Annotated in this window: 21 protein-coding genes; 3 read left to right on the top strand and 18 right to left on the bottom strand. The window is 62.9% G+C overall.

From position 1 onward, the window contains the following. From phoR to P3T42_RS04760, 11 genes are all read right to left on the bottom strand, one after another. Positions 1-1314 (bottom strand): phosphate regulon sensor histidine kinase PhoR, encoded by a 1314-nt coding sequence (gene phoR / locus P3T42_RS04810; protein WP_074300239.1) that lies wholly within the window; start codon positions 1312-1314, stop codon positions 1-3. 127 nt (positions 1315-1441) lie between these two features. After that, positions 1442-2143, bottom strand: a complete 702-nt coding sequence (phoB, locus tag P3T42_RS04805; protein WP_006051991.1) for a phosphate regulon transcriptional regulator PhoB — start codon at positions 2141-2143, stop codon at positions 1442-1444. 27 nt (positions 2144-2170) lie between these two features. Next, positions 2171-2875, bottom strand: coding sequence for a phosphate signaling complex protein PhoU (gene phoU, locus P3T42_RS04800; protein ID WP_074300240.1), 705 nt, complete (start codon positions 2873-2875; stop codon positions 2171-2173). Positions 2876-2904: 29 nt separating this feature from the next. After that, positions 2905-3753: a phosphate ABC transporter ATP-binding protein PstB gene (gene pstB, locus P3T42_RS04795; RefSeq protein ID WP_074300241.1), complete on the bottom strand. Its 849-nt coding sequence runs from the start codon at positions 3751-3753 to the stop codon at positions 2905-2907. 16 nt (positions 3754-3769) lie between these two features. After that, entirely contained in the window at positions 3770-4666 is an 897-nt protein-coding gene (gene pstA / locus P3T42_RS04790) for a phosphate ABC transporter permease PstA (protein WP_074300242.1), read from the bottom strand. Continuing rightward, positions 4663-5649 (bottom strand): phosphate ABC transporter permease PstC, encoded by a 987-nt coding sequence (pstC, locus tag P3T42_RS04785; protein ID WP_429305302.1) that lies wholly within the window; start codon positions 5647-5649, stop codon positions 4663-4665. The genes pstA and pstC overlap by 4 nt, the downstream gene beginning before the upstream one ends. 111 nt (positions 5650-5760) lie before the next feature. Further along, the gene (pstS, locus tag P3T42_RS04780; RefSeq protein WP_074300244.1) at positions 5761-6792 is read right to left on the bottom strand and encodes a phosphate ABC transporter substrate-binding protein PstS; all 1032 of its coding nucleotides are present in this window, start codon (positions 6790-6792) and stop codon (positions 5761-5763) included. 384 nt (positions 6793-7176) lie between these two features. Next, complete coding sequence (gene glmM / locus P3T42_RS04775; RefSeq protein ID WP_429305301.1) at positions 7177-8535, bottom strand: phosphoglucosamine mutase; 1359 nt, start codon at positions 8533-8535, stop codon at positions 7177-7179. 28 nt (positions 8536-8563) lie between these two features. Continuing rightward, the gene (gene folP / locus P3T42_RS04770; protein ID WP_429305300.1) at positions 8564-9463 is read right to left on the bottom strand and encodes a dihydropteroate synthase; all 900 of its coding nucleotides are present in this window, start codon (positions 9461-9463) and stop codon (positions 8564-8566) included. A 78-nt stretch (positions 9464-9541) separates the two neighbouring features. Further along, positions 9542-11431, bottom strand: a complete 1890-nt coding sequence (gene ftsH / locus P3T42_RS04765) for an ATP-dependent zinc metalloprotease FtsH (protein ID WP_074300247.1) — start codon at positions 11429-11431, stop codon at positions 9542-9544. A 193-nt stretch (positions 11432-11624) separates the two neighbouring features. Next, on the bottom strand, positions 11625-12287 hold the full coding sequence (locus tag P3T42_RS04760; protein ID WP_429269310.1) for an RlmE family RNA methyltransferase: 663 nt from the start codon (positions 12285-12287) through the stop codon (positions 11625-11627). 200 nt (positions 12288-12487) lie between these two features. Here P3T42_RS04760 and P3T42_RS04755 point away from each other — a divergent pair, with 200 nt between their 5' ends. Further along, complete coding sequence (locus P3T42_RS04755) at positions 12488-13021, top strand: YhbY family RNA-binding protein (protein ID WP_429305299.1); 534 nt, start codon at positions 12488-12490, stop codon at positions 13019-13021. 247 nt (positions 13022-13268) lie between these two features. On the opposite strand, the gene P3T42_RS04750 is transcribed toward P3T42_RS04755, so the two are convergent. The 7 genes from P3T42_RS04750 to gloB all read right to left on the bottom strand — a co-directional run bounded on the left by P3T42_RS04750 (position 13269) and on the right by gloB (position 23610). Beyond that, positions 13269-13784, bottom strand: coding sequence for a DUF4149 domain-containing protein (locus P3T42_RS04750; RefSeq protein ID WP_074300250.1), 516 nt, complete (start codon positions 13782-13784; stop codon positions 13269-13271). A 32-nt stretch (positions 13785-13816) separates the two neighbouring features. Further along, positions 13817-14293, bottom strand: a complete 477-nt coding sequence (gene greA, locus P3T42_RS04745; RefSeq protein WP_074300251.1) for a transcription elongation factor GreA — start codon at positions 14291-14293, stop codon at positions 13817-13819. A 152-nt stretch (positions 14294-14445) separates the two neighbouring features. After that, entirely contained in the window at positions 14446-17700 is a 3255-nt protein-coding gene (gene carB / locus P3T42_RS04740; RefSeq protein WP_074300252.1) for a carbamoyl-phosphate synthase large subunit, read from the bottom strand. Positions 17701-17915: 215 nt separating this feature from the next. Next, positions 17916-19079 (bottom strand): glutamine-hydrolyzing carbamoyl-phosphate synthase small subunit, encoded by a 1164-nt coding sequence (gene carA / locus P3T42_RS04735; RefSeq protein WP_074300253.1) that lies wholly within the window; start codon positions 19077-19079, stop codon positions 17916-17918. Between the two features lie 446 nt (positions 19080-19525). Next, positions 19526-20767, bottom strand: coding sequence for an MFS transporter (locus tag P3T42_RS04730; RefSeq protein WP_074300254.1), 1242 nt, complete (start codon positions 20765-20767; stop codon positions 19526-19528). Positions 20768-20959: 192 nt separating this feature from the next. Next, the gene (locus P3T42_RS04725; protein WP_074301706.1) at positions 20960-22663 is read right to left on the bottom strand and encodes a transglycosylase SLT domain-containing protein; all 1704 of its coding nucleotides are present in this window, start codon (positions 22661-22663) and stop codon (positions 20960-20962) included. A gap of 155 nt (positions 22664-22818) precedes the next feature. After that, positions 22819-23610, bottom strand: coding sequence for a hydroxyacylglutathione hydrolase (gene gloB, locus P3T42_RS04720; protein WP_074300255.1), 792 nt, complete (start codon positions 23608-23610; stop codon positions 22819-22821). A 19-nt stretch (positions 23611-23629) separates the two neighbouring features. Between gloB and P3T42_RS04715 the strand changes: the two genes are divergently transcribed. Together P3T42_RS04715 and rnhA are read left to right on the top strand one after the other, a co-directional pair. Continuing rightward, a complete protein-coding gene (locus tag P3T42_RS04715; protein WP_074300256.1) occupies positions 23630-24445 on the top strand; it encodes a class I SAM-dependent methyltransferase in 816 nt (271 codons plus the stop codon). After that, positions 24442-24888: a ribonuclease HI gene (gene rnhA, locus P3T42_RS04710; RefSeq protein WP_429305298.1), complete on the top strand. Its 447-nt coding sequence runs from the start codon at positions 24442-24444 to the stop codon at positions 24886-24888. Before P3T42_RS04715 ends, rnhA begins: the two co-directional genes overlap by 4 nt. Positions 24889-24965 lie beyond the last annotated feature (77 nt).

Raw genomic sequence — 24965 nt, 5'->3', positions numbered from 1 at the left:
TCAGGCCGGTGCGGGCTGGCGTCGCGCCGTGCGCGACACCGGGAAGCGCACGGTGAAGGTGCTGCCGCGCCCTTCTTCGCTCTTCACTTCAAGCTGTGCGTCGTGCCGCTGCAGCACGTGCTTGACGATCGCGAGGCCGAGGCCCGTGCCGCCGGTGTCGCGCGAGCGGCTGCGGTCCACCCGGTAAAACCGTTCGGTGAGCCTGGGAATATCCGCGGCGGGGATGCCGAGGCCGCTATCGGTCACGGAAAAGACCGCGCTGCCGCCATTGGCCTGCCACGTCACATGAATCTTGCCGCCGTCCGGCGTGTAGCGAATCGCATTGGTCACGAGGTTGCCGAGCGCGCTCAGGATTTCGGTTTCGACGCCAGTGACGGTAAGTCCCTCGTCCGCATCGAAGGTGATGCAATGGTGATCGCTGGACAGGCTCGCCGAGTCGTCGCGCAGATGCCGCAGCACCGCGCGCATGTCGATCATCTGCTCGCTCGGCGGCTTGTTGTCGCCTTCGAGCTTGGCGAGCACCAGCAGATCGTTGACGATATGCCGCATGCGCGCCGCCTGCTGTTCCATCAATTCGAGGTAGCGGGCACGTTCGGCTTCGCTCAACGGCAACTCGCGCATCGTCTCCAGAAAACCCGACAGCACCGTAAGCGGTGTCTTTAGTTCATGCGACACGTTGGCCACGAAGTCGCGCCGCATCGCGTCGGTACGCTCGAGTTCGGTGATGTCCTGCGAGAGCACCAGCTTGCGGTTTTCGCCATACGGAAACACCTGCACCGACAGCACGTTCTGGCGCTTCTCGCCCATCCCGCGCATGATCAGCATCTCTTCGTAATGATGCGAATTCAGATAGCGGACGAAGTCGGGCTGACGCACGAGGTGGGTGATGTGCTGGCGCAGGTCGCGCTTCGCATCGAGGCCGAAGTGCACTTCGGAGATCGAGTTGCACCATTCGATCTGATCGTGATCGTCGAGCATCGCGACGCCGTTCGGCGATGCCTGGATGGCCTGAATGAAACGCGAGTGCTGCTGCTCGACCTGGCGCACCTGGGCGTGCCAGCGCTTCGCGAGCTTGTGCAGCCGGTAGTAGATTTCGCCCCAGATACCCGGCGCGCTCGGCACTTCGCCGTAGACCGGCGCATCGAGCAGACGCCACAGACGCTGTTTGTGGAAGGTGCTAAAGACGCTCTGCGCGAGCAGCACGACGATCGCCACGATCAGTGCAGCCCTGACGTTGACGAACACGCCAAGCAACGCGCACAGAACAGCAAGCAGCACGACCGACACAATGGAACGCGCCCAGATGATGTTCATGTTCTAGCGATCGAAGAGAAGACAATACGCGCCGCGATGGCATCTCGCGGCGCGGGAGTACAAACGGCGCTAGCCGTGATGAAGACGGGCCGGACGCGCGCCAGGCCTATCCAGTCACCCAGCCGTATTACGCGCTCTTCGCGAGCCGGTAACCGCTGCCCCGCACCGTCTCAATCATAGCATCGCACCCTGCCGGCTTGAGCGCGGCACGCAGACGCTTGATATGAACGTCCACCGTGCGCTCTTCGACGAACACGTGGTCGCCCCATACCTGATCGAGCAACTGCGTGCGGCTATGCACGCGCTCCGGATGGGTCATGAAGAAGTGCAGCAGACGGAATTCGGTCGGCCCGAGATCGAGCTTGATCTCGCTGCCTTCCGCATGCGCCGCCACCCGATGCGTGGCCGGATCGAGCTTCAGGCCGTTGATCGCGACCACGTCCTCGGTCAGCTGCGGCGCGCGGCGGCGCAACACCGCCTTGATGCGCGCCATCAGCTCCTTCGGCGAGAACGGCTTGGTGACGTAGTCGTCCGCACCGATCTCGAGGCCGAGCACCTTGTCCTGCTCGTCGCCGCGCGCGGTGAGCATGATGATCGGAATGTGCTTGGTCCGCTCGTTGTTGCGCAGGTCGCGGGCGAACGCGATGCCCGACTTGCCCGGCAGCATCCAGTCGAGCAGGACGAGGTCGGGCAACACATCGCTGATCAGGTTCTGCGCCTGCTCCGCGTTATACGCGCGGATCGGGCAATGGCCTGCGTGCTGCAGGTTGACCGAAATCAGTTCGGAAATGGCGGGCTCATCTTCGATGACGAGAATGCTGCTGGGCATCGGCACCTCTTGACCTTTATGCAGGGGTTAACTAAGTGCTTCGCGTTCGAGAGCGTCGCGCGACTTGTGGCGCACGTCGGTTCCCTTGACGATGTAGATGATGAACTCAGCGATGTTCTTCGCGTGGTCGCCGATCCGCTCGATCGCCTTGGCGATGAAGAGGAAATCGAGGCCCACCGAAATCGAGCGCGGATCTTCAGTCATGTACGAAATCAGCTTGCGCACGAAGGCACGGAATTCCTCGTCGATCGCCTTGTCGTCGCGCACGATCTGCGCGGCCGCCACGGTATCGAGACGCGCGAACGCGTCGAGCGCACGGCGCAGGATCGACACCGCCATCTCGCCGGACAGCTTGATCTCGGCGATATTGATGGTGCGCGACGCGCCGTCTTCCATCAGACGCTTGGTGCGCTTCGCGATCTTCTCGGCTTCGTCGCCGGCGCGTTCGAGATTCGTGATGGTCTTCGAGATCGCGATCAGGAGGCGCAGGTCGCGCGCGGCCGGCTGGCGGCGCGCGATGATGTTGCTGCACTCTTCGTCGATATCGACTTCCATCTTGTTCAGGCGATCTTCGGCGGTAATCACCTGCTCGCACATGTCCAGATCGAAGTTATTGAGCGCGTTCATCGCATTGACGATCTGCGATTCCACGAGGCCGCCCATTTCGAGGACCTTGGACGAAACGAGATTCAGGTCGGCGTCGAACTGGCTTGAGAGGTGTTTGTCGGACATGTCGTGCTCCCTTATGGTGCTCGCCGGAGTTAACCGAAGCGGCCGGTAATGTAGTCCTCAGTTTCCTTGCGGACCGGCTTGATAAAGATCTTTTCGGTGTCACCGAATTCGATCAGCTCGCCGAGGTACATGTAGGCAGTGTAGTCCGAACACCGTGCGGCCTGTTGCATGTTGTGGGTAACGATCACCACGGTGTAGTCGCTCTTCAGTTCGGCGATCAGCTCTTCGATACGTCCCGTGGAAATCGGGTCGAGCGCCGAACACGGTTCGTCGAGCAGCAGCACTTCCGGACGGATCGCAATGCCGCGCGCAATGCACAGGCGCTGCTGCTGGCCGCCCGAGAGACCGTAGCCGCTCTGGCCGAGCTTGTCCTTCACTTCGTTCCACAGCGCGGCCTTGGTCAGCGCCCATTCGACGCGGTCGTCCATTTCCGAGCGCGGCAGCGTTTCGAACATCTTCACGCCGAACGCGATGTTGTCGTAGATCGACATCGGGAACGGGGTCGGCTTCTGGAACACCATGCCGATCCGCGCGCGCAGCAGCGAAATATCGCGCTTGGTGGTCAGCAGGTTTTCGCCGTCCATCAGGATCTCGCCTTCGGCGCGCTGCTCCGGATAGAGCGCGTACATCTTGTTGAAAGTACGCAGCAGCGTGGACTTGCCGCAACCCGACGGGCCGATGAACGCGGTCACCTTGCCTTCGGGAATGCGCAGGTTGATGTTCTTCAGCGCGTGGTACTTGCCGTAGAAGAAGTTGAGGTCGTTGACCTCGATCTTCGGCTGCGCCGACGCTTGGGCACTGTCGCCCTGGGCGGGGTCGAAACCGGCGGGCGCGGTGGGACGCGCGATCGGATTGAGTTGAGTTTCTGCCATGTTCATCGGATTTACTCCGCCCTTACTTTTTCGAAAAGATCGTGCGCGCGAGGATATTCAATCCCAGCACCCCGAGCGTGATCAGGAACACGCCGGCCCAGGCAAGCGATTGCCACTGCGGGAAGGCGCTCATCGCAAACTGATAGATCGTGACCGGCAGGTTTGCGACCGGCTGATTCATGTTCCACGAGAAGAACTGGTTCGACATCGCGGTGAACAGCAGCGGCGCCGTTTCGCCGGCAATCCGCGCGACACCGAGCAGCACGCCGGTGATGATGCCGGCCACCGAGGCCTTCAGCGTGATCGACATCACCATCTTCCACTTCGGTGTGCCGAGTGCGAAAGCGGCTTCACGCAAGGCGTTCGGCACCAGCTTCAGCATGTTTTCGGTGGTGCGGATCACAATCGGAATCTGCAGCAGCGCGAGCGCGAACACGCCGGCCCAGCCGCTGAAGTGCCCCATCTTCGCCACGAACAGCGCGTAGACGAACAGGCCCACCACGATCGACGGCGCCGACAACAGAATGTCGTTGATAAAGCGCGTGACGCTGGCAAGCCAGCCCTTCTGGCCGTATTCGGCGAGATACACGCCGGCCAGAATGCCGATCGGCGTGCCGACGAAGGTCGCCAGCACGATCAGCATCAGGCTGCCGACGATGGCGTTGGCGAGACCGCCGCCATCGGTGTTCGGCGGCGGCGTCGACTGCGTGAACAGCTCGATCGACAGACCGCCGATGCCGAGGCGCAGCGTCGTATAGAGAATCCACACGAGCCAGATGAGGCCGAAGGCCATGGCCGCGAGCGAGAGCGTCAGCGCAATCGCGTTCTTCACGCGCCGGCGGCCCTGCAGCTTGGTGCGCATGGCCTCCAGAACCGCGGCGTCGTCCGAACCGGGAATGTTCAAGGTGGACTGGCTCATTTCGCGCCCTCCCCTTTTTCGAGGCGAAGCAGCATGATCTTCGAGATCGCGAGCACGATGAAGGTAATCACAAACAGGATCAGGCCGAGTTCCATCAGCGCCGACGTGTGCAGGCCCGGGTCCGCTTCCGCGAATTCGTTGGCGAGTGCCGACGTAATGCTGTTGCCCGGCGAAAACAGCGAGACGTTATCGAGCAGGTTGGTGTTGCCGATGACGAAGGTCACCGCCATCGTCTCGCCGAGCGCGCGGCCCAGACCCAGCATGACGCCGCCGATCACGCCGCTCTTGGTGAACGGCAGGACGATCTTCCACATCACTTCCCAGGTCGTGCAGCCGATGCCGTACGCCGATTCCTTCAGCAGGACCGGCGTGACTTCGAACACGTCGCGCATCACCGAGGCGATGTACGGAATGATCATGATGGCAAGTATGACTCCGGCGCACAGGATGCCGATGCCGATGGGCGGGCCCTGAAAAAACGCACCGATGAACGGAATGCCGCCGAGCACGGTACCGAGCGGCTTTTCGAACCAGGTCGCGAAGATCGGCGCGAACACCAGCAAGCCCCACATACCGTAGACGATCGAAGGGATCGCAGCCAGCAGCTCGATGGCAATGCCGAGCGGCCGGCGCAGCCACGCGGGCGCCAGTTCAGTGAGGAACAGTGCGATGCCGAAGCTGACCGGCACCGCGATAACGAGAGCAATGATCGAGGTCGCGATCGTGCCGTAGATCGGCACCAGCGCGCCGAATTTCTGGCTGGGTGGATCCCAGTCGGCTGTCCACAGGAAGCTCAGACCGAATTGCTTGATCGACGGCCAGGAGGCGACGATCAGCGAGACGATGATGCCGCCGAGCAGCAGGAGCGTGATGATCGCGGCAAGTCGCGCGAGACCGCCGAAAATAACATCGCCGGCGCGACTCGGCGCTTTCTGCTGCGCCGTGCTGCCGGACGTGCTCGACACGAGGGGGATGTCGGACATGGGAACCTATGCACCTGTGACCAAACGCTGCATGACACGACGCCATGCAACCAGTACTACAGCCGCCCAGCCTCACATGAGGCGGGGCGGCTTGTTGCTACGTGCTAACGCTTACTCGGCGACCGGCTTGCCTGCAGCGTCCTTCACCTTGTCTTTCCATTGCGACTTGATTTCCGTCACAACCGATTCCGGCAGCGAGATGTAGTCGAGGCTGTCAGCAGCCGACGTACCGTTCTTGAACGCCCAGTCGAAGAACTTCAGCGTTTCGGCGCCTTGCGGTGCCTTGTCCTGCGTCGTGTGCAGCAGCACAAACGTTGCGCCGACGACCGGCCATGCGTCCTTGCCCGGTTCGTTCGTCAGGATCTGGTAGAACGACTTCGACCAGTCTGCGCCGGCAGCCGCTGCCTTGAACGTTTCCGTCTTCGGCTCGACCACGTTGCCTGCCGAGTTCTTCAGGTCGACGTAGACCATCTTGTTTTGCTTCGCGTACGCCCATTCGACGTAACCGATCGCGCCCGGCAGACGTTGCACGAAGGCTGCGACGCCGTCGTTGCCCTTGCCGCCCGTACCCGTCGGCCAGCTGACCGTTGCGCCTTCACCGACCTTCGACTTCCAGTCTGCGTTGACCTTAGACAGGTAGTTCGTCCAGATGAAGCTGGTGCCCGAACCGTCAGCACGGCGCACCACAGCGATATCCGTATCCGGCAGCTTTGCCTTCGGGTTCAGTGCAGCGATCGCCGGATCGTTCCACTTCTTGATCTTGCCCAGGTAGATGTCGCCGAGCACTTCGCCCGACAGCACCAGTTGGCCCGGGGTCACGCCCGGCAGGTTCACCACCGGCACCACGCCGCCGACGACCGTCGGGAACTGGAACAGGCCGTCCTTGGCCAGCTCGTCGTCCTTCAGCGGAGCGTCCGAACCTGCGAAATCGACCGTCTTGGCGATGATCTGCTTGATGCCGCCCGACGAACCGATACCTTGATAGTTGACCTTACCGCCGCCCGACTTTTGATAAGCGTCAGCCCACTTCGTATAGATGGGTGCTGCAAAGGTGCTGCCCGCGCCGGTAATGTCGGCGGCTTGCGCTGCGATCGCGAAGAGCGCGCCAGCCAGGCCAGCGAACGCGGTTTGCATCAATTTCATGAGACCTCCAGTGGTGTGAGCGGGTGTGAGCGGATTACACGACACCGCGAAGGATAGGGTCTCTTTATGACAGTAACGTGACTAACCGTGAATGAAGCGTGACAGTAGGGTTACTGTCGTGAAAGGCTGGGAGGTTGAATGAAAGCTGTCTGGACGGCGCTTTCGCCATGTCTGTAGAGAGTAGGCGAAAAATACGCGGCGCGAACGTTTGCTCGCAATTGAAGGGCTTCTGGAAGAGATTCCAGAGAAAAGAAAGCGTTTTGTAAGTGCTTTACGTCCTGGAAGCGGCGCGAAGAGGCGATGCGCCTGAGGACAGCATGCGGGCAGGCTGCCCCGCCGCGGCAATTCGCCGCGGCGAAGGCCGCCACCCGCTTGAGGTCCTGATCAAGCCGTCTCCTGCTTGACCACGCAGGCGATCGCCTCGGCATGATGGACCGCGTCATCCACGCGCTGGGCCTCGACCATCACGCGCAGCACGGGCTCGGTGCCGGATGCGCGGATCAGCACGCGGCCGTGGCCGTCCAGCGCCGCCTCGGCTGCGCCGATCGCGCGGCGGATCGCGTCGTTACCCTTCCAGTCGGCGCCCGCCTGCATGCGCACGTTGATCAGCTTTTGCGGGAACAGCGTGACGCCTTCGAGAAGCTGCGCCAGCGTCTTGCCGCTGCGCTTCATCGCGGCCAGCACCAGCAGCGACGAGACAATGCCGTCGCCGGTCGAATGGCGGTCGAGCGAGAGAATGTGTCCCGAGCCCTCCGCGCCGAGCTGCCAGCCGTGCTCGCGCAGTTGCTCGAGCACGTAGCGGTCGCCGACCGCCGCGCGCACGAACTGCACGCCGGCACGCTGCAACGCCACTTCCACCGCCATATTGGTCATCAAGGTGCCGACCGCGCCTTCCACCTTGCCGTCGGTCTCGATGCGGTCCTTGACCAGCACATAGAGCAGCTCGTCGCCGTTGTAGAGTCGGCCTGCAGAGTCGACCACCTGCAGGCGGTCGGCGTCGCCGTCGAGCGCAATGCCGAGATCCGCGTGATTCGCCCGCACCGCGCGCACCAGCGCGTCGGGCGCGGTAGCGCCCACGCCGTCGTTGATGTTGAAGCCGTTCGGCGCGACGCCGATGGGGATGACGTCGGCGCCGAGCTCATGGAACACGTGCGGCGCGATGTCGTACGCCGCGCCGTGCGCGCAATCGACCACCAGCTTCATGCCGCGCAGATCGAACGCGGCCGGGAACGTGCTCTTGCAGAACTCGATATAGCGACCGGCGGCGTCGTCGAGACGGCGTGCCTTGCCGAGCTGCTCGGAAGCCGCGCAGGCGAGCGGCTGGTCGAGTTGCTCCTCGATCTTCAGTTCGACTTCGTCGGGCAGCTTGTCGCCGTGCGCCGAAAAGAACTTGATACCGTTGTCGTAGTACGCGTTGTGCGACGCGCTGATCACCACGCCGGCGGCGAGCCGCAATGCGCGCGTGAGATAGGCGATGCCCGGCGTGGGCATCGGGCCGGCCAGCATGACGTCGACGCCCGCGGCGGAAAATCCCGACTCGAGCGCGGCTTCGAGCATGTAGCCCGAAACCCGCGTGTCCTTGCCGATCAGGACCGTGGGACGCTGGCCGCTATGGACCCAGCGGTCGCCGCCCGCCAACACCTTGCCGGCGGCGTAACCGAGCCGCAATACGAAGTCGGGCGTAATCGGCGCTTCGCCGACTTTACCCCGAATGCCATCGGTACCAAAAAAGCGACGTGCCATTGTGTAGTTTTCCTCTCTCTTCCAAGGGTCAGCCGCGACGGGTTGCGTCGTGCATGGCTGCCCAAACTTTTAATGCATCAACCGTTTGCGCGACATCGTGGACACGCAGTATGGCAGCGCCGCGCTCAGCGGCACAGACCGCCGCCGCGATGCTCGCCGCCAGCCGCTCGGGGGCGGCACGGCCAGTGACCGCGCCCAGCATCGACTTGCGCGACATGCCCGCCAGAATCGGAAACGGCGGTTCGCCACGTGGTGCAGTTTCAGGCAAGTGGGCAAGCAAGGCGTAGTTGTGTTCAACCGTTGCCTTGCCAAATCCAAAGCCGGGGTCGACGCTGATACGCCGTTTCGCGACCCCCGCCTGGGTGAGCGCCGCCACCCGCTCTTCCAGAAACGCCCGCACTTCGCTCACCACGTCCTGATAGGCCGGCTCGCCCGCCTGCATGGTCTGCGGCTCGCCGAGCATATGCATCACGCACAGGCCACATTGACTGTCGCGCACGGCGTCGATCGCGCCGGGCAGGCGAAAGCCCCAGATATCGTTGATCAGGTCCGCGCCGGCGGCCAGCGCGTGACGCATGACCTCGGGCTTGTAGGTATCGACGGAGAGCGGCACCTGGGCGCCACGCAATTGTTCGATGAGCGGGATCACCCGCTCCAGCTCTTCGTCGAGCGGCACCGGCGGCGCGCCGGGGCGCGTCGATTCGCCGCCGATGTCGATGATGTCCGCGCCATCGACCATCATCCGCTCGGCCTGGCGCAGCGCATCGCCGCGCATCGCGAACTTGCCGCCATCGGAGAAGGAGTCGGGCGTGACGTTCAGAATGCCCATCACCAACGGCCGTTCGAAGGTCAGCGTGAAGCGGCCGCATTGCAGCGGTTCAGGGGTAGGCAAGGACGAAAATGCGGCGTTCGACACGTAACGGGCCATACAGGCAGGCAAATGAGGATGAATGCAAAACGGGCCGGTGTGAAATCACACCGGCCCGTGCTTTGGACGTGGCTTCGATCAGGCCGGTGCAGTCGCGCTGCCCGGCTTCACCTCGGTACCCGTGCTGCCACCCGAGGAGGCGTCGGTCGCCGACGGCGGCGAGCTCTTCGGTGCGCGCGGCGGACGGCCCGCCATGATGTCGTTGATCTGATCGGCGTCGATCGTTTCCCACTCCATCAGGGCTGCGGTCATCGCTTCGACCTTGTCGCGGTTCTCGTCCAGCAGGCGCTTGGCGAGGTTGTACTGCTCGTCCAGCACGCGGCGGATTTCCGCGTCGACCTTCTGCTGCGTCGCTTCCGAAATGGTCCGCGTGAAACCGCGGCCGAACGGCGTAGCGTCGTTCTCGTCGTCGACGTAGACCATCGGTCCGAGCGCATCGGTCATGCCGAAACGGGCCACCATGGCGCGGGCCGTAGCCGTTGCCTTGTTGAAGTCGTCCGAAGCGCCGGTGCTGATCAGGTTCAGGAACAGCTCTTCCGCCACCCGGCCACCGAACAGAATAGCCAGACGATCCAGCAGGTAGTCCTTCGAATACGTTTCGTTGTCGTGCTCCGGCAACTGCCACGTCACACCCAGCGCGCGACCGCGCGGAATGATGGTGACCTTGTGCACCGGATCGGCCTTCGGCAACAGCTTGGCGATCACCGCATGGCCCGACTCGTGGTACGCCGTGGCACGCTTCGATTCTTCGCGGATCACGGCCGACTTGCGCTCCGGACCCATGAAGATCTTGTCCTTGGCATCTTCGAAGTCGATCATCTCGACGATGCGCTTGCCGCGACGCGCCGCGAACAGTGCCGCTTCGTTCACGAGGTTCGCCAGATCGGCGCCCGAGAAGCCCGGCGTGCCGCGTGCGATCACCGCTGCGTCGACGTCGTTCGAAATCGGCACCTTGCGCAGGTGAACCTTCATGATGTGCTCACGACCGCGGATGTCCGGCAGGCCGACATACACCTGGCGGTCGAAACGGCCCGGACGCAGCAGCGCCTTGTCCAGCACGTCCGAACGGTTCGTGGCAGCGATCACGATCACGCCCGAGTTCGCTTCGAAGCCGTCCATCTCGACCAGCATCTGGTTCAACGTCTGTTCGCGCTCGTCGTTGCCGCCGCCCATGCCGGCGCCGCGATGGCGACCGACCGCGTCGATTTCGTCAATGAACACGATGCACGGTGCATGCTTCTTGGCCTGTTCGAACATGTCGCGCACGCGAGCCGCGCCGACACCGACGAACATTTCCACGAAGTCCGAACCCGAAATGCTGAAGAACGGCACTTTCGCCTCGCCGGCAATGGCGCGTGCGAGCAGCGTCTTACCGGTTCCCGGCGGCCCGACCAGCAGCACGCCGCGCGGTATCCGCCCGCCGAGCTTCTGGAATTTCTGCGGATCGCGCAGGAAGTCGACCAGTTCCGAGACTTCTTCCTTGGCTTCGTCGCAACCGGCGACGTCAGTGAAATTGATTGCGTTGTTGTTCTCATCGATCAGACGTGCGCGGGACTTGCCGAACGAGAACGCACCGCCTTTCCCGCCTCCCTGCATCTGTCTCATCATGTAGAACCAGAATCCGATAATCAGGATTGTGGGTCCGAGGTAATACAGCGCGGACACAAGCGCGTTCGGTTCGTCATCGGCCTTGCCGCTCACCTGAACGCCATACTTCATCAGGTCGCCGACCATCCAGATGTCGCCGGGCGACACGATCTGGTACTTCTGGCCGTCTGCTGGAGTGACCGTGAGGTTACGCCCCTGAACGATGACGTTCTTGACCTTGCCGTTCTTTGCGTCATCCATGAACTGCGAATAGGAAACGCCTTCCTGGACACGGGGCTTATCGAACTGCTTGAACACCGTAAACAGCACCAGTGCGATAACCAGCCACACTGCTGCCTTCGAAAACATATTGTTGTTCAAAGCACCACTCCTTCACTCATAGACGGGCGCCTACATTTGCCTTGCGGCACCACTAAAGCATTCTAATCCAGACCGCAGACCCCTGCCATAACGTTTCTCTACCACAGAAATAGCGTCGGAGGCTGTCCCAGTGCCGCTTTTCCGGCAAATCCGAGACTCAAAAAGGTTGCGGAACGCCCGCCGGGCAACCCACCTAAGCGGGCCGTTTCAGATGCTTACCCAAAATAAAAGTTTCGGACGATTTGTCCCGCGACGCTTTCGGCTTGCGGGCTGCCACCGTCTTAAACTGCTGCTTGAACTTTTCGACAATCTGACTGTAACCGCTGCCGTGAAAGCATTTGACTAAAAGGGCACCATCCGGCTTCAGGTGATTCTGCGAAAATTCCAGCGCGAGATCGCATACATGCTCGATCCGCGCGGCATCCGCCAGCGCCACTCCCGACAGGTTGGGCGCCATATCCGAAATTACAAGGTCGACCTGACGCGCTCCGACCAAATCTTCGAGTTGGTGCAGAACGGTGTCCTCGCGGAAGTCGCCCTGAATGAAGATGACGTCGGCAATCGGCTCCATGGGCAGCAGGTCGAGCGCGATGATCGTGCCGTCGATCCCGCCTTCCCGCGTCGCGTCGCGCTTCGAACCCTGCGCCAGCTTGTTGCGGGCGTACTGGCTCCAGCTACCGGGCGCCGAGCCCAGGTCGACGATGACCTGACCGGGACGGATCAGCTTGTCCTGTTCGTCGATTTCCTTCAGCTTGTAGGCTGCGCGGGCGCGATAGCCCTCCCGCTGCGCCAATTTCACGTAGGGATCGTTGATGTGATCGTGCAGCCACGACGTGTTGAACTTGTTTTTTGCCATTAAACGTTGAACTCTTGCTGCGTAATGCAGCGCTTTTAGCGGATAATACGCGTTTAATTCGCGCGGCTGCCGCCCAATGGGTCATGAACCCCGGGGCCATCAACCGCGATTCTCTGTTGTTCTGACGCGCCGCCCTGCTCGATCGACCGAAGCGATCGGAACTGCAGGCGCCGCCATTTTAGTCGAGTCTCCCACTTTCCATGCCAGCCCTTAAAGTCTCTACCGATCAACGCGCCGAGTTGCGCTCCCAGGCACATGCGCTCAAACCGGTGGTGCTCATCGGCGCCGAGGGGCTGACCGATGCCGTGCTGGCCGAGATCAAGGTCCACCTGGCCGCGCACCAGTTGATCAAGATCCGCGTGTTCGGCGACGAACGCGAAGAACGTCTGGCGATCTACGAACAGATCTGCGACGCGCTCAACGCCGCGCCCATCCAGCATATCGGCAAGCTGCTGGTGATCTGGAAGCCGGAAGCGGCGGCCAAACCGGCCACCCGCGCCAAACGCGGCGAACTGCCGAGCGCCCGTGAAGCGGCATCTGACGACGCCCGGCCGGGTAAAGGCCGCGCCCCGCGCGTGGTAACGGTGGTCAAGCCCTCCGAAATCCCGATGCGCAAGCCGAAGCCGAAAAAGGTGGTGGTACGCGGCAACGAACGCGTCACGGCGGGCGGCAATATCAAGCGCGCCAAGAAGCGCCAGGCCAGCGCCAAGCGTCCGCATCAGTCGGTGAAGTAATCTGTGTTGCAACTGCGGGCGGCGCTGCCCGCAGCGCTGAAGTGCGACGGCCAGCGCCTTGTGTGCGTTGGCGTTTAGCGTATTCAGCACGTTTGAGCTCGCCGCTGAAGTCTGCGTGGCGAGCCGCGAGGCGGCAGAAAAAGATCCATAGTGCTTTGACGCCTGATACGCGTGGTCACCTGCCAGCCGGGAAAGTCTCTTAGTCCCCGCTTCTTAGTCCCGCTTCTTAGCCCCGCCTCCTGGCCCCTTAGCCGACGATGCCCTTGCCTGCCGCGTCTCGCGCGCCTTCTTGCCCAGCCAAAGTTGCACTCGCCGCGGTGGGCAGCTTCCACACCAGAGCGATAGCCAGCAGGCTCTCGATCAGATAAAACAGGCTCGACACGCCGTGCAATATGCCGAAGCGCATCGCATCAGGCGAATGGGCGACATCCGTGCCGGCCTCGAGCGCAGCCATGCGAATTGCATTCATGAACGGCTGCAGCGCAAAGTAACCAAGCAGCACGCACACCAGCATTCCGGCAATCAGCCAGCGCAGGCGGCGATAGGTGTCGTGGCCGCGGCGGATCAGCACATTGGCCAAGCCGAGCAACAAGACCCCGCAAACCACGCCCAGTACGCCTTCGATGCGAAACAACTGCGCGGCGACCGCGCCGGCCGAGATGCGGTCAAGCGCGGTAAACAGCACGGGCGCAACCGCATAACCGATGGTGAGCAGACTGCCGACCCAAACCACGGTCAACAGCCGGAACACCCTATGCGGCACGGAGGACAGCGAGGTAGACACCGGTGCGTCCTTCAGACGTAGCTGACGGCAATGATTTCGTACTCGCGCACGCCACCCGGTGCCTGCACCGAGGCCACGTCGCCTTCCGACTTGCCGATCAAGGCGCGCGAGATCGGCGAGCTGATCGAGATCAGGCCGTGCTCGAGGTCCGCTTCGTCGTCGCCGACGATCTGATACTTGACCGACGCACCCGATTTGAGGTCTTCGAGCTCAACGGTCGCGCCGAACACGATGCGGCCGTCCGCGTCCACCGCGGCGGGATCGATAATCTGCGCGCCGGCCAGCTTCGACTCGATTTCCGCAATGCGGCCTTCGATAAAGCCCTGCTTTTCTTTCGCAGCGTCGTATTCGGCGTTTTCCGAGAGATCACCCTGGGCACGCGCTTCGGCGATCGAGTTGACGACCGCCGGACGTTCAACCGATTTCAGGTGCTGCAGTTCATCGCGCAGCTTTTTCGCGCCACGCGTTGTCAGTGGAATAGTGCTCATAAACAGCTCTAGTGGCAAAAAACGGCCGTAAAAAAAATCACCGCGGTTAAGTGCATCCCCGCTGGCGCCTGAGCCCGGGCAAAGCCCATGCCGGTACCTTGAGGGACGCCGCTTAACCGCGGCACTTACATCTTGGACAGGTATTCGAAGCCTTAGTTTAGGCGAGCGTGGAGTCCTTGTAAATCATAGACTTCCAGGTCCTTCAAATACCGCAGACCTTCGACGGCAGCCCGCGCACCCGACATCGTCGTGTAGTACGTGACCTTGTTCGCCTGGGCGCTCATGCGGATCGAACGCGAATCGGCAATCGCAGCACGGGTTTCGTCGACGGTCGTGAAGACCAGCGCGATTTCGCCGTTCTTGATCATATCGACAATGTGCGGACGGCCGTCCTTCACCTTGTTGACCACCTTGACCGGCACGCCGGCTGCTTCGATGGCGGCGGCCGTACCCTTGGTCGCGACGATCGGGTAACCCAGTTCGTGCAGCATGCGGGCCACTTCGACGGCCTTCGGCTTGTCGGCGTCCATCACGGTCAACAGCACCGTGCCCGACTCCGGCAGACGCGAACCTGCCGCGAGCTGCGACTTGAACAGAGCCTCGCCGAAGGTCTGGCCGACACCCATCACTTCGCCGGTCGAACGCATTTCAGGTCCGAGCACCGGATCGACGGCCGGGAACTTGACGAACGGGAACACCGCTTCCTTCACGCTGAAGTACGGCGGGTCGATTTCCTTCGTCACGCCCTGCTGCGCCAGCGTCTGGCCGACCATCGCACGCGCCGCAATCTTCGCGAGCGGCAGGCTGGTTGCCTTCGACACATACGGCACCGTGCGAGAGGCGCGCGGGTTCACTTCGAGCACGTAGATCACGTCCTCTTTCGAACCGTCCGCCTGCGGCACTTGCTGGATCGCGAACTGCACGTTCATCAGGCCGATCACGTTCAGCGCCCGCGCCATCGCGCCGGTCTGGCGCTTCAGTTCGGCTACGGTCTCTTTCGACAGCGAGTACGGCGGCAGCGAGCAAGCCGAGTCGCCCGAGTGCACGCCCGCCTGTTCGATGTGCTCCATCACGCCGCCGATAAACACGGCCTCGCCATCGGAGATGCAATCGACGTCGCATTCGATCGCGTCGTTCAGGAAGCGGTCGAGCAGCACCGGCGAATCGTTCGACACCTTCACGGCCTCGCGCATATAGCGCTCGAGGTCGCGCGGTTCGTGGACGATTTCCATGGCGCGGCCACCCAGCACGTACGACGGACGCACCACCAGCGGGTAGCCGATTTCCTCGGCGAGCCTGAGCGCTTCGTCTTCGGCGCGTGCCGTGCGGTTCGGCGGCTGACGCAGACCGAGGTCCTGCAGCAGCTTCTGGAAACGCTCGCGGTCTTCGGCGGCATCGATCATGTCCGGCGAGGTGCCGATGATCGGTACACCGTTCGCTTCGAGATCGAGCGCGAGCTTCAGCGGCGTTTGGCCGCCGTATTGCACGATCACGCCGACCGGCTTTTCCTTGTCGACGATTTCCAGCACGTCTTCGAGCGTCAGCGATTCGAAGTACAGACGATCGGACGTGTCGTAGTCGGTCGACACGGTTTCAGGGTTGCAGTTGACCATGATCGTTTCGTAGCCGTCTTCGCGCATGGCGAGCGCGGCGTGCACGCAGCAGTAGTCGAACTCGATGCCCTGGCCGATCCGGTTCGGGCCGCCGCCCAGCACCATGATCTTCTTGTTGTTGGTGGGGTTCGCTTCGCACTCTTCCTCGTAGGTCGAGTACATGTACGCCGTCTTGGTGGCGAACTCGGCCGCGCAGGTGTCGACGCGCTTGTAGACCGGGCGCACGTTCAGTTCGATACGGCGGGCGCGCACGGCAGCCGGCTTCGCACCGAGCAGCTTCGCCAGACGGCGATCCGAGAAACCGCTTTGCTTCAGATACTTCAGTTCTTCCTTCGACAGGCTCGCAAGCGTGCGGCCAGCCAGCGCCTTTTCCTTCAGCACGATCTGTTCGATCTGCGCGAGGAACCACGGGTCGATCGAGGTCTCTTCGAAGATTTCCGCAGCGCTCATGCCGATACGGAACGCATCGCCCACGTACCAGATCCGGTCCGGACCGGCCTCGCCGATCTCGCGGATGATCTCGTCGCGGCTCGCGGTCTTTTCATCGAGACCGTCGACGCCGACTTCGAGACCGCGCAGCGCCTTCTGGAACGACTCCTGAAAGGTGCGGCCAATCGCCATCACTTCACCCACCGACTTCATCTGCGTGGTCAGACGCGGATCGGCTTCGCGGAACTTCTCGAACGCGAAACGCGGAATCTTGGTGACGACGTAGTCGATGGTCGGTTCGAACGAAGCCGGGGTCTGGCCGCCGGTGATTTCGTTCTTCAGTTCATCGAGCGTGTAGCCGCAGGCGAGCTTCGCCGCGACCTTGGCGATCGGGAAGCCGGTTGCCTTCGAAGCCAATGCCGACGAACGCGACACACGCGGGTTCATTTCGATCACGATCATCCGGCCATCGACCGGGTTGATCGAGAACTGCACGTTCGAGCCGCCCGTATCCACGCCGATCTCGCGCAGCACCGCGAGCGAGGCGTTACGCAGGATCTGGTATTCCTTGTCGGTGAGCGTCTGCGCCGGCGCGACGGTGATCGAGTCGCCGGTGTGGATGCCCATCGGGTCCAGGTTTTCGATCGAGCAGACGATGATGCAGTTGTCCTTCTTGTCGCGGACCACTTCCATCTCGTACTCTTTCCAGCCGAGCAGCGATTCTTCGATCAGCAGTTCGCGCGTAGGCGACAGGTCCAGACCGCGCTTGCAGATCTCTTCGAATTCGTCGCGGTTATACGCGATGCCGCCGCCCGAACCGCCCAGCGTGAACGACGGACGGATCACCACCGGATAGCCGCCGCTGCCGGTTTCCGTCGCGATCTGCGCCTGCACCTGCAGCGCTTCTTCCATCGAATGGGCGGTGCCCGACTTGGCCGAACCGAGACCGATCCTGGTCATCGCGTCCTTGAACTTCTGGCGGTCTTCCGCCTTGTCGATGGCTTCCGGCGACGCGCCGATCAGCTCGACCTTGTACTTCTCCAGCACGCCGTGCGCGTGGAGATCCAGCGCGCAATTCAGCGCGGTCTGGCCGCCCATCGTCGGCAGGATCGCGTCGGGGCGCTCCTTGGCGATGATGCGTTCGACCACTTCCCACGTGATCGGCTCGATGTAGGTCACGTCGGCCGTGTTCGGGTCGGTCATGATCGTCGCCGGATTGCTGTTGACGAGAATGACCTTGTAGCCTTCCTCACGCAGCGCCTTGCAAGCCTGTGCGCCCGAGTAGTCGAACTCGCACGCCTGGCCGATGATGATCGGACCCGCGCCGATGATGAGGATGCTCTTGATGTCTGTCCGCTTGGGCATAACGCTCTCGCTAATGTATTCCTGAATTCTTTCCGTTGGCGCGCTTCGCTGCGGCGGCCGGGGCCGGTGTTACTGCCCGGCCTCCCACTGCTGCTGCGGCGGCGCGCTCTGTTCTGTTCGCCTGGGGAGCGGCCCGGCGTTGCATTCTCCGGGGCTCCACCTGGCGTGGGCGACTTAGGTGGACACCGTCCTGGGTGACCACACAAGCTGACGCCTTAAGCCGCCGCTGCGGCTGCCGTCGTGCCGGCCTTTTTCTGGTCCATCAAGCCGGTGAAGCGATCGAACAGATACGCAATGTCGTGCGGGCCCGGCGATGCTTCCGGGTGACCCTGGAAGCAGAAGGCCGGCTTGTCGGTCAGCGCGAAGCCTTGCAGCGTGCCGTCGAACAACGACACGTGCGTGGCGCGCGCGTTGGCGGGCAACGTGGCCGCGTCGACTGCGAAGCCGTGGTTCTGCGACGTGATCACGACACGGCCGTCGTCCAGATCTTTCACCGGATGGTTCGCGCCGTGGTGGCCGGTCTTCATCTTCATGGTCTTCGCGCCAACCGCGAGGCCCATGATCTGATGGCCAAGGCAGATGCCGAAGGTCGGCACGCCGCGCTCGATCAACTCCTTCGTGGCCGCGATCGCGTAGTCGCACGGTTCCGGGTCGCCGGGGCCGTTCGACAGGAACACGCCGTCCGGGTTGAGCGCCAATGCGTCAGCCGCGGTGGCTTGCGCCGGCAGTACGGTGACGTGGCAGCCGCGCTCGGCCAGCATGCGCAGGATGTTGTACTTGACGCCGTAGTCGAACGCGACCACGCGGTACTTCGGCGCGTTCTGCGTGCCGTAGCCTTCGCCCAGACGCCATTCGGTCTGCGTCCATTCGAACGATTCCTTCGTCGACACGACCTTCGCCAGATCCATACCGGCGAGGCCCGGGAACGAGCGTGCGAGTTCGATGGCCTTGGCTTCGTCGTCCGAGCCCGCCAGGATCGCGCCGTTTTGCGCGCCCTTGTCGCGCAGCACGCGCGTCAGCATGCGGGTGTCGAGGCCGGCGATGGCGACCACGCCTTCGTCCTGCAGGTATTGCGAGAGCGTGCGCTCCATGCGGAAGTTCGAGGCGAGAACCGGCAGATCGCGGATGATGAGGCCGGCGGCATGGACTTTCGAGGCTTCCACATCTTCGGCGTTCACGCCGACGTTGCCGATGTGCGGATACGTGAGGGTCACGATCTGACGCGCGTAGCTCGGGTCAGTCAGGATTTCCTGATAACCGGTGATAGCGGTGTTGAAAACGACTTCGCCAATCGTATGGCCGGGGGCGCCGATCGAGTAGCCACGAAAGACCGTGCCGTCGGCGAGCGCGAGCAGAGCGGGAGAAAAAGACGGCAACACGGGAGACTCCTTGGGGGAACACCCTGATGCCGACCTGTCTATCCGAGCCGTGCGAGCCGCAGCGAGGCGCATCTTTGGATGCGCGCGCAGGCTCGCTCGCGTACCGCGGCAAACGTCGCAAGGGCGCGATGGATCCATTGTGTGGACTGATCGGCTGGGTGCGGTGCGTTGGCGGCGCGCGGCGGATGAACGGTGTGGGAGAGGTAGGCGCTAGGGTGCGGGTTGATAAGCTCAAACCTTGGAATTATAGCCCGAAACTGCCCTTCCCTCCAAATCCGAGATGGCACCGCGACAGGGTGCGAGGTTCCTCACGACGCCTCGGCGCCTTGTGGGGCTTGGCTCCCAGCCCGCCTGGTTGGGATCGAAGGAGCGGAATCGGGATACCGTGGTGGGCAGGTCAAACGGGGCTGAATCGGGGCCTGAATCGCGGCCTGACACGCCGCGCATCACGAATGCTGCCCGGTCTGCAGATGGGCGGGTTTGGCCAGCACGCCGCTTGGCAAGACGTACCAGATCGCGCTGGCAATCTGCAACGCGACCAGAATGCCCCACGCGGTGAGGTGCGCGGCGGCCGGATAGTGGCCGGCCGCCGCCGGCCACAGCGACAGCACCCCGCCGACGCCAATCTGGAAGCCGAAAATCAGCAGAAAGATAATCAGCGTGAGGGTGGTGTTGCCCCGGCCGATCAGATGCGCCGGGAAATGCCGCGCCAACACCGCGTAGCTGAGGATGCCCGTGCCGCCGAAGATGCCGTACGCGGCCCACAACAGGCCTGTCGGCAAGGGCGCACCGAACATGATCAGCAACTGGGTGACGACGAAGAGCGCCATGCCGATGCCGCAAAAGGTGTAGAGCGAGATGCCGCGCTTCTCCAGGCCGCGCGCCGCGGCCCCGAAACCGACACAACCGGCCATCATCGCAAAGCCGAGAATCGATACCTGAGCCGCGGCCTCGCGGGGCGCGAGGCCCATCACATCGCGCATCCAGGCGCCGACCCACAGCGATTGCATGGCGTAAAAGACGCCCTGCGTGACCACCGAGAATGACGCAATCTTCCAGAACGCCGGGCTTTTGAGGATATGCCACGTGCCCTTGAACTGCGTGCCGAGGCTCGCCTGACGATGGCCGTCGCGGGTCTCCGGCGCGAGGGTCCACAGGGCTAGCGCGACCACGATCGTCAGCACGCCCAGCGCGCCGCACACGGCCCGCCAGCTCGCGAAAGTCAGGACCCAGGTCAGCGGCGACCCCACGGCCACGCCGCCCAGACCGCCGACCGCCATCACGAGCCCGTTCATCAGCGGCAGCCGGGCCGCTTCGAAGTGCTGCGCCAGCGCCTTGAACGCTGCGCCCAGACAAACCGACACGCCCACGCCGATCAGCAGCCGCCCGAGCATCATCATGCCGATGCTATGCGCCGCCCCGAACACCCAGATCCCGGCGGCCGCGAACAGCAGCGTGCCGGCCGTCACACGACGCGAGCCGAAGTGGTCGAGCAGCACGCCCGCCGGCAACTGCGCGCCCGCAAAGCCGAGGAAATAGAGACTCGTCAGCAGACCCAGATCGGCGGCGGAGAGTCCCAGATCATGGGTGATCAGAGGCGCAAAACCCAGATTGACGCCACGAAACACATAGGAGACGAAGTAACCCGCGGAAAACAGCAGGAACACGCGAAACTGGGTGGACGACATAGGTAGCAAGCAGATTCAGGTCAGACGGAAGCAGGAACGATAAAGGAAAACGCGGGAAGTGGGCGCAAAGACCCCTCAAACGAAAACGCCGTCACCACAGGTGACGGCGCTGAAAAACGAGAAGTGATCGGAGCGCAATTCATGCGCTGCCCCCGCAACGCATGTGGCCACTTCCGTGGGAGCCGCTTTGCTTTAGTTTCCCTTCTTCGCCTTGGCCGCAGTCTTCGGGCGGCTTACTGCCGCAGCCTTCGACGCCTTGCTGGACGTGGCCGGCGCGGCCGCTTTCGACGTCTTGCCCTTGGGTGCGGCGCTCGACGCTGACGATTTGCTGGCCTTGCCCGCCGGGTCCGACACCTTTACGACGGCGGTGCGGCCACGACCTGATTTCTTATCGTAGCGCGAATCGCTCTTCGTGTCTGTGATCTGGGTCCCGATCCGTTCGACGCCACCGCCCTGCACGCTGGTCGCGATCCGTTCCGGTCCCGGTTCGCTCGGCATGGCCTTGCCCACCGGCACATGCAGCACGATCACCTGGCCCGGGTTCACCTGGTCGCGGCGCGTGCGGTTCCACGCCTTCAATTGCCCGATCGACACGCCGTAGCGAACGGCCAGCGCCGCCATGGTCTGCTTGCGACGCACGCGAATCAGCATTTTGCGCGTGTCGGGGACGTCCGGTTCCATCGCGAGGACGGCGCTTTCGGCGACGTCAGCGCTAATGTCTTCGTCGTCGTTGTCGTCGCTGCGCGGCACGACGATCGTCGAACCCGGCTTCAGACGCATGCCGACGGGAATCTTGTTGACTTCCATCAGCGTGTCCGCGTCGACGCCGATCTTCTGCGCAATCGCCGCCGGCGCGGCGCGCTCGGTCACCGTGTAGGTCGTCCACGACGACAGGTTACCGGTGAAGGCCTTCAGATTGTGTTCGAAAGCGCTCGCATTATCGAACGGCAGCAGAATCTGCGGCTGTGTCGCGCCGAGGATGACCGGCTTCTTGAACGAGGGGTTCAGCGAGCGGAACTCGTCGGGCGTCATGTTGGCGAGCTTGGCCGCCACGTCGACGTCCATATCGTGCGCGGTGGTCACCGTCACGAAATACGGATGGTTCGGAATGGACGGCAGCGTCAGGCCGTAGGCTTGCGGGTTCATCACGATGTTCTTGACCGCCTGCAGCTTCGGGACGTAGTTACGCGTCTCGTTCGGCATGCGCAGGTCCTGATAGTCCGTCGGCAAGCCCGCCGCTTCGTTGCGCGCGATGGCGCGCTGCACGTTGCCCTCACCCCAGTTGTACGCCGCCAGCGCAAGCTGCCAGTCGCCGAACATGTCGTGCAGACGCGAGAGATAGTCGAGCGCGGCACTGGTGGAGGCGAGCACGTCGCGACGCTCGTCCTGCCACATGTTCTGCTTGAGGTTGTAGGTACGGCCGGTGTCCGGCACGAACTGCCACATGCCGGCCGCCTTCGCCACCGACAACGCCTGCGGGTTGTAGGCGGATTCGATGAACGGCAGCAACGCGAGCTCAGTCGGCATGTGCCGCTCTTCGAGTTCCTCGACGATGTGATACAGGTATTTTTGCGACCGCTCGGTCATACGTTGAACGTATTCCGGGCGCTGGGCGTACCAGTTGGCCTGCATGTCGACGAGGTCGCTTTGCAGGTCGGGCATCTGAAAACCACGGCGAATCCGTGCCCATAGATCGGCATCGGGGCTCGTCAACTGATCGACAGAACCTTGATCGACATTGATCGTTTCTTTGGCAGAGGCTGTACTGCGAAGGGCGTCGGCTACGGCTTGCTGGGTGGCAGGATTCGGCGTGGCGGTATTGCTACTCGTCGTTGGCCCCTGGCTCGCGCACGCGGCGAGCATGAGGACCAACAACGCACTAAAGATAAATCTCATGAACGTCTCGGCTTCCACAGGACTGGAATTTGCAGCCGATAGTACGAAAGCGAAACGTTTACGTCAATCGGAAATATACGAAAAACCTAGGCAAATCTTAGGCTTGGCAGATTTTTCCGAAATTCAAGGTGAACATGACCCCATGAAACAGCGGGTCAGCGGAACCGGTTCTTCCATTCACGCAACAGTGTGAACGCAGTCAAACGATCCGGCACCGTTTCATGCAACTGTTCGATCAGCGTCGTGTGGATTGCCGGACTGTCGGCGCGCAAAAACGGATTGACCGCCCTTTCGTGCTCGATTGTCGTGGGCAGGGTCGGCACGCCGCGCTCGCGCAGCGCGGTCGCCTTGTCGCGCCACGCCTGCAAATCCACGTTGTCCGGCTCGCACGCCAGCGCAAAGCGGATGTTCGACAAGGTGTACTCGTGCGCGCAGTGGACCTGGGTCGCACCCGGCAGCGCAGCGAGTTCGTCCAGCGACTTGAGCATCTGCGTCGGGGTGCCCTCGAAGAGCCGGCCGCAGCCGCACGCAAACAGCGTATCGCCGCAAAACACGTGCGGCGTGCCGCCCGGATCGGCCGCCTGAAAGTAGGCAATATGGCCGCGCGTATGACCGGGGACGTCCAGCACACCCAGTTCGAGCGCCGGTGCGGCGATGCTCACGCGGTCGCCGCTTTTCAGGCGGTGGGTCAGGTGCTCGATCGACTCGCCGGCTGGTCCATACACCGGCACGGCCTGGCCATTCAGCAGATCGGCCACCCCGCCGACGTGGTCTTGGTGATGGTGCGTGAGTAAAATAGCGCTCAACCGCCAGCCCCGTTTCGCCAGATAGGCGCGAACCGGAGCGGCCTCACCCGGATCGACGACCACCGCATGGTGCCCGTCCGACACGAGCCAGATGTAATTGTCTTCAAAAGCCGGGACGGGTACGTACTCGAGCGCATTCATAGGCGACGCAATCTTCAATATGTCTGACCGAACGATTATAGACTGGCCCGCCTGGACCGATTCGCCACCCGGACGTTACGTGCTGGAATGGGAACAGGCGCAACTCGACCGCGTGGTGTCGGACGTGTTCGGCTACCACGCGCTGCAGCTCGGCCTGCCGCAGCTCGACGCGCTGCGCGAGAACCGCATGCCGTGCCGCGGTCTCGTGCTGGACGCGGCCAGCGGAGCCAGTGCGCCGTACCGCTTTCCGCGCGCGGGGGGCGCCGCCACGCCTGAACAACATGCCCCGCTCGGCCGCAGCGCGGTCTGGTGCGACCTGCTCGACTTGCCGTTCGAAGCGCAGAGCGTCGACCTGATCGTGATGCCGCACACGCTCGAATTCACCCGCGACCCGCACCGCCTGTTGCGCGAAGCCGAACGCGTGCTGATGCCGGAAGGCCAGCTGATCATCCTCGGCTTTAATTCGCTGTCGCTGTGGGGCGCCCGGCAATCGGTCGGCAAGGTCACCGGGCGGCCGTTCGTGCCGGCCACGCACGACCTGATTGCGTTCACTCGCCTGAAAGACTGGATTAAACTGCTCGGCTTCGACCTTGAGCGCGGACGCTTCGGCTGCTATCGTCCGCCCCTCGTCAGCGACCAGTGGCTCGCGCGCTACGGCTTCATGGAAGCCGCCGGCGACCGCTGGTGGCCGATCTTCGGCGCCACTTACATGGTGAAGGCGATCAAGCGCGTGCGCGGCATGCGTCTCATCGGCCCACTGAAGGTGAAAAAGCCCGTCCTCGCGGCGGGCCTCGCCCCCGCCGCCACCCCGAACACACGCAATCAGAGAAAATGACGTCCGAACTCATCGATATTTATACCGACGGCGCCTGCAAGGGCAATCCCGGCCCCGGCGGCTGGGGTGCACTGCTGCGCTTCGGCGCGCAGGAAAAGGAAATGTTCGGCGGCGAAGCGAACACCACCAACAACCGCATGGAGCTGATGGCGGTGATCGCGGCGCTCGAAGCGCTGAAGCGGCCCTGCAAGGCGGTCGTGCATACCGACTCGCAATATGTCCAGAAAGGCATCAGCGAGTGGATCCACGGCTGGAAGAAAAAAAACTGGATGACCGCGGCAAAGACACCGGTGAAGAATTCCGACCTGTGGAAGCGGCTCGATGCCGCGGTCCAGCAACATGAGATCGAGTGGCGCTGGGTGAAGGGTCACGCGGGACATCCGGAGAACGAGCGCGCCGATGCGCTGGCCAATCGCGGTGTCGCGTCGCTGGCGGAAATCTGAAGCGTGCGCTTGCGCCCTTCTGCGTGGGCAGCACCGCTTACGTGCTTCTGCTTTTATGTTTCATCAAGCCAAATTTT

This window comes from Paraburkholderia sp. GAS38 (assembly GCF_050434965.1).
In the GTDB taxonomy this organism is placed as follows: Bacteria; Pseudomonadota; Gammaproteobacteria; order Burkholderiales; family Burkholderiaceae; genus Paraburkholderia; species Paraburkholderia phenazinium_A.
Note: the sequence above shows the minus strand (reverse complement) of the source record. Positions and strands in the feature narration are given on the sequence as shown.

What these genes read in the sequence shown, in the direction of transcription:
- P3T42_RS04760 (WP_429269310.1), bottom strand. Translation starts at nt 12,287, where the DNA reads ATGGCAAAAAACAAGTTCAACACGTCGTGGCTGCACGATCACATCAAC.
- phoU (WP_074300240.1), bottom strand. Translation starts at nt 2,875, where the DNA reads ATGTCCGACAAACACCTCTCAAGCCAGTTCGACGCCGACCTGAATCTC.
- phoB (WP_006051991.1), bottom strand. Translation starts at nt 2,143, where the DNA reads ATGCCCAGCAGCATTCTCGTCATCGAAGATGAGCCCGCCATTTCCGAA.
- pstA (WP_074300242.1), bottom strand. Translation starts at nt 4,666, where the DNA reads ATGAGCCAGTCCACCTTGAACATTCCCGGTTCGGACGACGCCGCGGTT.
- P3T42_RS04725 (WP_074301706.1), bottom strand. Translation starts at nt 22,663, where the DNA reads ATGAGATTTATCTTTAGTGCGTTGTTGGTCCTCATGCTCGCCGCGTGC.
- greA (WP_074300251.1), bottom strand. Translation starts at nt 14,293, where the DNA reads ATGAGCACTATTCCACTGACAACGCGTGGCGCGAAAAAGCTGCGCGAT.
- carB (WP_074300252.1), bottom strand. Translation starts at nt 17,700, where the DNA reads ATGCCCAAGCGGACAGACATCAAGAGCATCCTCATCATCGGCGCGGGT.
- P3T42_RS04730 (WP_074300254.1), bottom strand. Translation starts at nt 20,767, where the DNA reads ATGTCGTCCACCCAGTTTCGCGTGTTCCTGCTGTTTTCCGCGGGTTAC.
- folP (WP_429305300.1), bottom strand. Translation starts at nt 9,463, where the DNA reads ATGGCCCGTTACGTGTCGAACGCCGCATTTTCGTCCTTGCCTACCCCT.
- glmM (WP_429305301.1), bottom strand. Translation starts at nt 8,535, where the DNA reads ATGGCACGTCGCTTTTTTGGTACCGATGGCATTCGGGGTAAAGTCGGC.
- pstS (WP_074300244.1), bottom strand. Translation starts at nt 6,792, where the DNA reads ATGAAATTGATGCAAACCGCGTTCGCTGGCCTGGCTGGCGCGCTCTTC.
- phoR (WP_074300239.1), bottom strand. Translation starts at nt 1,314, where the DNA reads ATGAACATCATCTGGGCGCGTTCCATTGTGTCGGTCGTGCTGCTTGCT.
- P3T42_RS04715 (WP_074300256.1), top strand. Translation starts at nt 23,630, where the DNA reads ATGTCTGACCGAACGATTATAGACTGGCCCGCCTGGACCGATTCGCCA.
- rnhA (WP_429305298.1), top strand. Translation starts at nt 24,442, where the DNA reads ATGACGTCCGAACTCATCGATATTTATACCGACGGCGCCTGCAAGGGC.
- pstB (WP_074300241.1), bottom strand. Translation starts at nt 3,753, where the DNA reads ATGAACATGGCAGAAACTCAACTCAATCCGATCGCGCGTCCCACCGCG.
- pstC (WP_429305302.1), bottom strand. Translation starts at nt 5,649, where the DNA reads ATGTCCGACATCCCCCTCGTGTCGAGCACGTCCGGCAGCACGGCGCAG.
- P3T42_RS04755 (WP_429305299.1), top strand. Translation starts at nt 12,488, where the DNA reads ATGCCAGCCCTTAAAGTCTCTACCGATCAACGCGCCGAGTTGCGCTCC.
- gloB (WP_074300255.1), bottom strand. Translation starts at nt 23,610, where the DNA reads ATGAATGCGCTCGAGTACGTACCCGTCCCGGCTTTTGAAGACAATTAC.